Source organism: Candidatus Poribacteria bacterium, from assembly GCA_021295715.1.
GTDB lineage: Bacteria > Poribacteria > WGA-4E > WGA-4E > WGA-3G > WGA-3G.
In genome coordinates this window covers 78,121-87,996 of record JAGWBV010000008.1, presented here as the reverse complement: position 1 = coordinate 87,996, position 9,876 = coordinate 78,121, and the positions used below count along the sequence as shown (strand labels likewise).

The 9,876-nt window shown below is 46.5% G+C and carries 9 protein-coding genes and 1 tRNA gene; 8 read left to right on the top strand and 2 right to left on the bottom strand.

The window, feature by feature from the left end; translation table 11 throughout:
• Window positions 1-312: 312 nt before the first annotated feature.
• Together J4G07_04465 and J4G07_04460 are read right to left on the bottom strand one after the other, a co-directional pair.
• Complete coding sequence (locus tag J4G07_04465) at window positions 313-1,995, bottom strand: Do family serine endopeptidase (GenBank protein MCE2413232.1); 1,683 nt, start codon at window positions 1,993-1,995, stop codon at window positions 313-315.
• A gap of 177 nt (window positions 1,996-2,172) precedes the next feature.
• Window positions 2,173-2,520, bottom strand: coding sequence for a DUF1232 domain-containing protein (locus J4G07_04460; GenBank protein ID MCE2413231.1), 348 nt, complete (start codon window positions 2,518-2,520; stop codon window positions 2,173-2,175).
• 144 nt (window positions 2,521-2,664) lie between these two features.
• Here J4G07_04460 and J4G07_04455 point away from each other — a divergent pair, with 144 nt between their 5' ends.
• From J4G07_04455 to fabG, 8 genes are all read left to right on the top strand, one after another.
• Window positions 2,665-3,465 (top strand): sugar phosphate isomerase/epimerase, encoded by an 801-nt coding sequence (locus J4G07_04455; GenBank protein ID MCE2413230.1) that lies wholly within the window; start codon window positions 2,665-2,667, stop codon window positions 3,463-3,465.
• A 274-nt stretch (window positions 3,466-3,739) separates the two neighbouring features.
• Window positions 3,740-3,813 (top strand) — tRNA-Pro (locus J4G07_04450).
• Window positions 3,814-3,888: 75 nt separating this feature from the next.
• The gene (locus J4G07_04445; protein ID MCE2413229.1) at window positions 3,889-5,211 is read left to right on the top strand and encodes a homoserine dehydrogenase; all 1,323 of its coding nucleotides are present in this window, start codon (window positions 3,889-3,891) and stop codon (window positions 5,209-5,211) included.
• Window positions 5,212-5,329: 118 nt separating this feature from the next.
• On the top strand, window positions 5,330-5,917 hold the full coding sequence (locus tag J4G07_04440) for a DUF177 domain-containing protein (GenBank protein MCE2413228.1): 588 nt from the start codon (window positions 5,330-5,332) through the stop codon (window positions 5,915-5,917).
• Between the two features lie 60 nt (window positions 5,918-5,977).
• Window positions 5,978-6,163, top strand: coding sequence for a 50S ribosomal protein L32 (gene rpmF, locus J4G07_04435; GenBank protein MCE2413227.1), 186 nt, complete (start codon window positions 5,978-5,980; stop codon window positions 6,161-6,163).
• A 308-nt stretch (window positions 6,164-6,471) separates the two neighbouring features.
• Window positions 6,472-7,467: a ketoacyl-ACP synthase III gene (locus J4G07_04430; protein ID MCE2413226.1), complete on the top strand. Its 996-nt coding sequence runs from the start codon at window positions 6,472-6,474 to the stop codon at window positions 7,465-7,467.
• 441 nt (window positions 7,468-7,908) lie between these two features.
• Window positions 7,909-8,853: an ACP S-malonyltransferase gene (gene fabD / locus J4G07_04425; GenBank protein MCE2413225.1), complete on the top strand. Its 945-nt coding sequence runs from the start codon at window positions 7,909-7,911 to the stop codon at window positions 8,851-8,853.
• A gap of 87 nt (window positions 8,854-8,940) precedes the next feature.
• The gene (fabG, locus tag J4G07_04420; protein ID MCE2413224.1) at window positions 8,941-9,678 is read left to right on the top strand and encodes a 3-oxoacyl-ACP reductase FabG; all 738 of its coding nucleotides are present in this window, start codon (window positions 8,941-8,943) and stop codon (window positions 9,676-9,678) included.
• Window positions 9,679-9,876 lie beyond the last annotated feature (198 nt).

The window sequence follows — 9,876 nt, the reverse complement described above, 5'->3', positions numbered from 1 at the left end:
GTATTTATCCCCTGTTGAGTGGGAGGCAGACACATTACCAAGCGGTAATGCTAAACACTGTCGGTTTCCAACCTGATACGCTCATTATACCACAATTTCGGACCAAGTGTCAAGGAAAAAATGAACGATGAACGCTTTGGTCCTTTCCAAGAGGGCGGTTTTTCCTCCCGAACCTAAAGGATTGGGATTCCAAAACCGACAATTCCCTTGATATAAGAAAGGATAGTTGTTTTCAGGGAGTATACCAGAATGACAACTATCCGTCAAGCGTTAAATCCGTGCACCCACAAGAGTGTGGGTTCACCGCGTGAATTATCTGTCTGATGTATCGTCTGATGTGGGAACTTTGATTGTCACATACGCCCCACCCTGTCCATTTGGCGACTTAACATAGAGAAGCACCTGCGTTTTATTTTCGTTTGTAAGTTGTTCCACAAGACGGGAATAGGACGCAAGATCGTCAATCGATGTCCATTCCATTTCTTGAATGAGAGATCCGGCGACGATACCTTTTTTCTCGGCAGTGCTTCCGCTGTCAACCTGTGTGACGACGACCCCTTTTTCATCTGGCGCGTATCCGTAACGCTCGGCAATCGCGGGGGTCAACTTCTGAACCTGAAGTCCAGCAAACGCTTCATTTTCATCAAGTTTTTGATGTAACTCTTCAACTTCTGCCCGATTAACTTCGGTTTCATACAACTGAGCGTTGAGTTTAGCGATAGCCTCTTCAGTCCGTTTGCCCAGTTTGACGGTCAACCGTTTTTCTTTATTGTCTCCTCGGATCACTATGACTTCAACAGATTTGCCGACCTCTGTTGCTCCTACAACATGCATCAGATCATTACTATCTCGAATTGTTTCGCCATTAAATTCAACGATAACATCTGAGCGTTGGATTCCACCTTTATCTGCAGGACTCCCTTTGCTAACGCCACGCACAAAAGCACCACGAGGTGTATCAAAGTTCAACTTTTCTGCCAAATCCGGATCGACATTTCTCATGCTGATACCGAGCCAACCGCGCTCAACTTTGCCGTGTTTAATAAGTTGCGGTAAGACTTGTTGTGCCATTTTACTCGGAACGGCGAAGCCAATGCCGATATTTCCTGTGGAAAGACCACCGGTGATAATCGCGGTATTAATTCCTACCAATTCGCCGCGAATGTTGATCAAAGCACCGCCGCTGTTTCCTCGATTGATCGGCGCATCCGTTTGGATAAAATTACCGTATTGAATACCGCTGCGATGCCCAGGTCGGCCTTTCGCACTCACGATTCCTCGTGTCACGGTTTGAGAAAAATTAAGTGGCGTTCCGATGGCAATCACCCATTCACCAACCTCGAGCTGATCTGAATCACCAAATGGAAGGGTTGGAAGCCCGTCCGCGTCAATTTTGAGCAGTGCCAAATCGGTGCCACTGACTTCAGTTCCAGCGGCATCGCGACCGACTAACTCGGCTGTATATTCTTTTCCGTTTGACAAGGTAATGGTAATTTCATCGCTTCCTTCAATGACATGGTTATTGGTAAGGATATAGCCATCGTCACTGACAATCACCCCAGAGCCAATACCCCTAACAGGGGGCGAATTCGGGAGTATACGTTGGCGAGGTGCTTGTTGTTCGCGCTGTTCTCCTTCTTGTTCTGGAAAAAAGCGTCTGAAGAATTCATCTCCAAAAAAGTCTCTAAATTGCTCTTCTTGTTCGGGAGATATTTCTTGTCTTTCCGAAGTTATGATTCTCCGTTGTGTTTTTGTTGTAATTTGAACAACAGCAGGACGCGTCCGTGCCACTAAATCAATAAATGCTCGATTTGCGCGTTCCAAGTGCTGGAAATCTTCTGACGTTTGAAGTGTATCGTTCGTTTGCCCGACGGCAGTTTGTAGGGTGAACTCGTTTGTATCCCTGTCAATGATAACTCCCGCGGCGACAATAAGGACTGCTAAAACCAAAATTACCCGTACAGGGTTACGCAGGGCAGTGCTGAGTCTGAACATAATGTAAAACCTCCTATATAATTGAGTGTTAGGTCCGATCCTGGAGGCGGTCCGAACCATTATTTTTCATTTTGTGTGCTACGTCCTAAAGACACACCTATTAGATAATAAAGTTGCAAAAAAGTTAGGAAAAAATGTGATGTGTTGGAAAAATAGGGTGTGTCGAGCAAGTCCTATTCATTTCCCATGTGAAATCCGTTCTACATGTTCACGAACGATAGGTTCAGGACATAGCCGAATAAACAGCCACGCACTCGGCACAAGAATCACAAACGCCCCAATGAGAAGATCGTCAACCCTACCAAAGATAGGGATAAAATCGAAATCAAGCGGATTCACCAAATAGGCGACAGCGAACACAACTGCCAATAATTCGGCAAGGATGAGAATCGCTTTCCGATGGACAGGGACACGTTCATCGACAAACAGTCGCCATGCCAGTTTGACAAAATTTGGGAAATGAAGGAGTAGGCGGAAAAGCCGAAAGGAGCCTGGTTTGTTACCGCCGAAGAAAAAAGAATTCATGATATATAAAAGTTTATCAAAACTGTTTTTTATCTGCAAATGTTTTTTAAGGTATCGGTTGTGAGTTTTTAGCATTAATTTGACGGTCAAGTTCCTTTTTGGTATACTACCAGAAATAGAATATGTCAGATAGAAGGAGAAATTATGGCAACACAAAACGCCCAAGGGCATTCATCACTGTCTGCGAAGCAGATCGCAGCACAACTTTACACTGTTCGGGAATTTACCAAAACTGAAGCCGACATCGTCGAAACGATAAAAAAGGTGCGTCAGCTCGGATACGAGGCGGTGCAATGTTCCGCACTTGGTCCCATTGAACCTGCCACACTGAAAAACATCGTTGATGGTGAGGGGATCAGCATCATCGCGACACATACAAGTTACGAACGGATGCGGGACGAACCACAATCTGTTATTGATGAACATCAATTGTGGGGCTGCAAACATGCCGCGATCGGCGGACTTCCCGGCGAATACCGAACCGCAGAAGGATATGCCAGATTTGCGAGAGAGGCATCGGAAGTCGCAGCTCGCCTTGCTGAAGGAGGCTTGACTTTTTCCTATCATAACCACAGTTTTGAATTGGAACGCCATAACGGGCGCACTGGGTTAGAGATTCTGTATGCGGAAAGCAATCCGAATTACTTCAAGAGTGAACTGGATACCTACTGGATTCAGCACGGTGGTGGCGACCCAGCCGCGTGGATTCGCCAGTTAAAAGGACGCGCCGACATCATCCATCTCAAGGATATGGCGATGCAAGGTTCTACACAACGCTTCGCGGAAATCGGTGAAGGCAATCTTAATTGGGATGCTGTTCTCAACGCTTGTATTTATGCAGAGGTTGAATGGTATATTATCGAACAGGACACCTGCTACGAGCGCGATCCGTTTGAAAGTTTGGGCATCAGTCTCAGAAATCTCAAAGAAATGGGTTTTGCCTAAACGTATTGCGTTTTTAATCTAATGGAGGGCAAGTCTTCGTATTGATTCTATCATCACAGTGATATACGGAGATCTTGCCTTATATTTTAAACGAAAAATTGAGAGCGGATTAATTGAATACCATAACTCAGGTAGTCGAATGGAAGACCTTTTCAGTTCTATAATAAGGAATCAATTGATGTGTCGCATACAGATGCGAATCTCGGACAACGCTCAATTTTTTTTGACATTATACCGTGACTTGTGATACAATTAAGATTTGATGCTATAATTGCGGGGCGTGGCGCAGCCCGGAAGCGCGCTTGAATGGGGTTCAAGAGGTCGCTGGTTCGAATCCAGTCGCCCCGATCTCTCAATATATAATATCGTTTTATAAGTGGTGTATCGCGCGATAAATAACAAAGAAAGGAGGGATTTGCAGTAGTGGACAAGTCGTGTATTAATGTTGGCATTTTAGGGTGGGGGACTGTCGGCACAGGCGTTTCCAAAATCCTGATGAATCAGAATTCTCTCATCGCCAAGAATAGTGGCGCCGAATTATGCCTAAAAAAAATAGTAAAACGGACGTTACCTGCGACGCGGCAAGGCGTTGAACTTCCTGTGGATTGTTTAACAACTGACCCCGCGGAAGTTGTTGACAATCCAGATATTGATATTGTTGTTGAACTTATCGGCGGTGTCACAACAGCACACTCCCTTATTAGACGCGCGATCCAAAATGGTAAACACGTCGTCACAGCAAACAAAGCCCTTCTTGCAGAGCATGGGGGTGAGTTGTTCCAACTGGCTTCAGAATACCAAGTCAGTCTCAATTTTGAGGCAAGCACGGCAGGCGGCATTCCGATCATCAAAACCCTACAAGAGAGTTTCGCTGGCAACCAGATCCACTCCCTTTACGGTATTGTGAACGGGACGTGTAACTACATTTTGACCGAAATGCATGAGCGTGCTGTCGATTTTTCGGATGTGCTCAAAGTCGCGCAGGACATGGGATACGCTGAAGCCGATCCAACCCTTGACGTTGAAGGAATTGACGCCGCACAAAAACTCATTCTCCTGATTGCTCTCGCCTATCGGAGTAATATTTCACTATCGCAATTCCATGTTGAAGGTATTACAAGCATCACTCAGAAAGAGATTCAATATGCTCGCGAACTCGGCTACGTTATTAAGCTCCTCGCAATCGCGAAACTCGCCGACGGAAATCGTGTGGAAGCACGTGTGCATCCGACACTCGTGCCAGAGCGGAGTTTGTTGGCGAACGTTGGTGGTGCATTCAACGCAGTTTGTGTTATCGGTGATGCGGTCGGTCCGACCCTCTTTTATGGACAGGGTGCTGGCGAGATGCCAACGGCGAGTGCTGTTGTCGCTGACATCATTGATGCCGCGAAATCTGTGCAGCAAGGCGTAAGCACTCCGATTTCACGCGCATGGCTTGCAGGGTCACAGGCGGAAGTTGGTGTATGTCCTATTGACGATATTGAGACGCGGTATTACATTCGTTTTGTGGTTGCTGACCGACCCGGTGTTCTCGCAAAAATCGGGACGATTTTAGGGAACTGGCAGATTAGCATCGCCTCTGTCATCCAAAAGGATCCGCACGGTATGGAGACTGTGTCACTGGTTATGTTGACACACAAGGCACAAGAGAAGAATATGAAAGCCGCGCTCGCGCAGATTTACACACTTGAAGACGTAAAGGACGAAGCACAGCTTATTAGAATCGAGGAAGAAGTCGATTTTTAAGTTTATTGAGATTTAAAATATAGAACCGCAAACGCGTCTCACTCACCTTTGCTGTTTGATCATCGCACAAAGTAAATTTGAAGACAGGGTCTAACAGGTTCTTGAGGTAAAATTGAATATGAAGGACGGCGTAAAAGATACTTTAGCGTTCAATGTGAGAGACCTTCGACACGAGAACTTCAAAGAATACGAGGCACTTGTCCTGTCCGAGTCCCTCGGTTTGACTTACGAGGAAACAAAATTTATTAAGCCGTTGTCATGCAGCGTCAAGCTCTTTCGTCAAGGTGGCGACAATATCTATGTGACGACCGAGGTTGATACGACTATTTTGGTGGAGTGTCGACGCTGTATCAACCCCTTTGAGATGGACATAACAACAACACTTGACTTGTTGTTTACGATTGGTAATGTATCGTCAGAATCGGATGAAGATGATGAACGATACTATGACGGGGAAACTTTAGATATTTCAGAAGATGTCCGGCGGGCACTTATTCTTGAAGTGCCGACATGGTCGCTTTGTTCCGAAGCGTGCAAAGGTTTATGCCCAGAATGTGGAACGGATCTCAACACGATGGAGTGTTCTTGTGAAATAACGGATGAGACATCAGTCCCCGCTTCTAATTCCCTGAGTGCGCAACTTGCAAGCGCGTTTTCTGAAGTCGGTTCTCTCAAAAATACTGAAAAACGGTTGAAATCAAAATAAATACTTGAATTATAAGCGTGATTCTCGAATCGTGATTTTGTGAAACAAAGGAGATAAACCATGGCGCATCCAAAACGGAGAACGTCAAAATCGAAAAAAAGAATGCGGCGGAGCCATAACGCGCTCCACGATAAATCCACGAGTGTCTGTTCATACTGCGGGGAGACGATTATCTCTCACCGAGTCTGTTCGGAATGTGGGCATTACAATGGACGCCCCGTATTAAAATCTGCGGATGAAGCATAGATAAAGGTTTTTAATTTATCGGCTCCTCGGCTGCGCTCCATTCCATTACGCGCAGGTTCTTGGTGATGTTGTGACGGAAACTTGTAGTATCATCTGTTAGAGGGTGCGGTTTTATCGGTAATTGTAGCCCGTAAGCGAAGCAGAGGGATTTTTGCGAATCAACACGAGATTTAGTCTGGGGATAGACGAAATCCATTCCTCGTATTACATTTGTACATGTGGCATTCCGTGGGGTTTTTCTTCAGATATACGTCGATTAACGTTAACCACCGAATCCACCTGACCGAACCGCAAGGAATAATAAAAAAATGACGCAACTTCGACATGCAACTATCACAGGGACAGGATCCTACCTCCCTGACCGGGTTGTTACTAATTTTGACCTTGAGAAAATGGTTAATACCAGCGATGAATGGATTCTCCAACGGACAGGGATCGCTGAGAGACGCATCGCTGAAGACGATGTAGCAACCTCTGATCTTTGTGTACATGCGGCACGATGGGCTATCAAAAACGCGCATATTGATCCTCTTGATATTGAGATGATTCTCGTCGCGACTGTGACACCTGATCGGTTTTTTCCCTCAACAGCGTGCTATGTTCAGAAGGGTATCGGTGCAAAAAACGCTGCCGCAATGGATGTATCTGCTGCGTGCGCTGGCTTCCTTTACGGGCTGGATTTGGCTGATGGCATGATTAGATCCGGACGATACAACACGATTCTTGTCATCGGTGGCGAAATTTTTAACAAAATTGTTGATTGGAACGATAGAGGTACATGCGTTCTCTTTGGAGATGGAGCAGGTGCCGCTGTTGTTCAAGCTACAGATGAACCGAAAGGTATCCTCGCATCTTATATCGGATCGGATGGAGATTACGCCGATATTGACCTCCTCGGTATTCCTGCGGGTGGTTCCAGGATGCCGGTCACTCAAGAAGCCATCGACCAGAAGTTAGACAAACTTCAGATGAACGGACGAGAAGTCTTCAAATTGGGTGTTCGCCTTATGCCGGAGGCTGCGCAACGTGTGCTCCGTCAGGCAAACGTTAGCATTGAGGATGTTGATTTGTTAATCCCACATCAAGCGAATCTACGCATCATTGAGGCAGTTGGCGACAGACTCGGCATGCCGCGAGAGAAAGTCTATATCAACGTTGATAAATACGGCAATACCTCCGCAGCAACAATAATCATCGCATTAGATGAGGCAATTCGTGAAGGCCGCGCGAAGCCAGGCGATCTACTTCTGTTTGTGACTTTTGGCGCAGGTTTGACATGGGGAAGCACGCTCCTACAATTATAGTTTTCAGTTTTTAGTCTTCGGTAGTCAGTTAAAGGGGTAAGTTGCAGTAGCCAAAAATCTATACAAATATAGTCACATTTACATATATAGTCACATTTACATAAATCTATAGATATTTTATTTGGCTTCTGGTGAAAGATATAGTATAATGAGTGGACTACGTCGGTGGGAAAACCTTAGGGGTACATTCTACCCCGCCCCACCACAATAAACGTAGTGACGTAGTTTAGATTTTTCTAACCTTAATACCGTCGCCACGAGTTGCGAGGAGGCGTAAAACGCCTGTGGAGTCCGTGTCAGACCTCGTTGAGAGGCAAGTCAAACACTTCTTTTAGATTTGTATAGATTTCAATACATTTTATCAGATTTGTGAGATTTGTATAGGTCCTACACAATGGTTTTTATGCAATCTACCTCTCTTCTATCGACAACTGATAACTGATGACTGATAACTATTTGGCATTCATTTTTCCGGGACAAGGTTCACAACAGGTAGGCATGGGTGCAGAACTGGCACAGACTTACCCAGCCGCCGATGCTGTTTTTCAGGAGGCAGATGCAGTCCTCGGACGGGAGTTGCGACAACTCTGTTTTGAGGGACCAGAAGCAGACTTAAAGCAGACTGAAAACACACAACTGGCGATTCTAACCTGTAGCGTGGCAACGTTGCAAGTTCTAAAGGAATGCGGTATCGTGCCGAGAGCGGTCGCTGGACACAGTTTGGGAGAGTATTCCGCACTCGTGGCGGCAGGGGTGATCGGCTTTGAAGATGCGCTGCGCTTGGTACACGCACGAGCGAGTTTCATGGCGGAAGCTGGGAGGACACAGCAGGGCACGATGGCGGCGATCCTCGGAATGGAAACGGAGCGGCTGCAAGAACTTTGTGACATGGCTGAAGGTGTTGTGAACATCGCCAATTACAACTGCCCTGGACAACTGGTAATCTCTGGAGAAGTCGAAGCAGTCAACCACGTCCTCGAACTTGCAAAAGCCGAAATTGGTGCGAGGCGGTGTCGTCCGTTGCCGGTCAGTGGGGCGTTTCATTCGCCACTCATGGCACCCGCGCAACAGAAATTCGCATCACCACTCGAATCGGTGACAATGCAGTCCCCGCAAGCCGATATTGTGATGAATGTAACGGGCGAGTTCGCCGCAGATGCAGATGATATTAGACATCTTCTATTTCAACAGATAACACGACCCGTCCAATGGGAAAAAACACTGCAGACTCTTGAGAAAACCGGCATTACGCATTTTGTAGAGGTTGGACCCAGCAAAGTTTTGTCCGGTTTGGTGAAGCGGACCTTGCCAGAAAGTAGTGCTGTGAACGTTGAAGATATTGAAACGTTATCTCTGCTAACAGATGAACATGGAAGTGGTAAATAAAAAATGAGTGAAACAACTGCGGAGGCACACCATCACGGTGATCGTGATGACGTGACCTCCGAAGAACAAAGTGCCTTTAAAGCAGATGTGCTGAGTGGTAAAACCGCAATCGTTACAGGTGCGTCGCGAGGCATCGGAGCAGCGATTGCACGTGGTCTCTGCAAAGCCGGTGCAAATGTCGTGCTTTGCTCTCGTTCCGCTGAAGCAGTCGGACAGATCGCTGATACGCTGCAGGGAAAGGGCTATACCGCGTTCTCAATGGCTGCTGACATCTCCGAAAAGGCGGATGTTGACACTCTTATTGAAAAGTCGATTTCGCAATTTTCACAAATCGATATTCTTGTGAACAATGCTGGGATTACCCGTGATATGTTGCTCATGCGCCTTAAAGATGAGGACTGGAACGCTGTATTACAGACAAATTTGACCGGGACCATGTACTGCACCCGGGCAGTTCTCCGTCCTATGATACGTCAGAAAAGTGGACGAATTATTAACATTTCGTCAGTTATCGGACTCGTGGGAAACGCAGGACAAGCGAGTTATGCCGCTGCGAAAGCTGGCATTATAGGTTTGACGAAGGCTACCGCGAAAGAGGTCGGTGCCCGCGGTATCACGGTCAATGCTATTGCTCCCGGCTTTATCACGACAGATATGACGGCACAAATACCCGAACAGAGTCAGCAGCAACTGCTTGAGTTGATTCCGTTACGGGCGTTTGGGCACCCAGAAGATGTGGCAGATGCTGTCTGTTTTTTGGCATCGGATGCTGCACGCTATATCACCGGCCAAACGCTTCAGGTTGACGGTGGCATGGTGATGTAATTCATCGGCTTTCGGTTCTCGGCTCTCGAAAACCAAGAGGTTTTCTTGCCAACAGCCGATGGTTGACTGCCGACAGCCATAATTTAGAGGAAGATGTCCTAAGGACCTCTAATCCTGAATAAGTCTTGACAAATCTGTGGAAACCCTAAAAAACAGGTTTGTCTTTGGGCGAAGTGTTGTAGTGAGTGAAGTCACAGA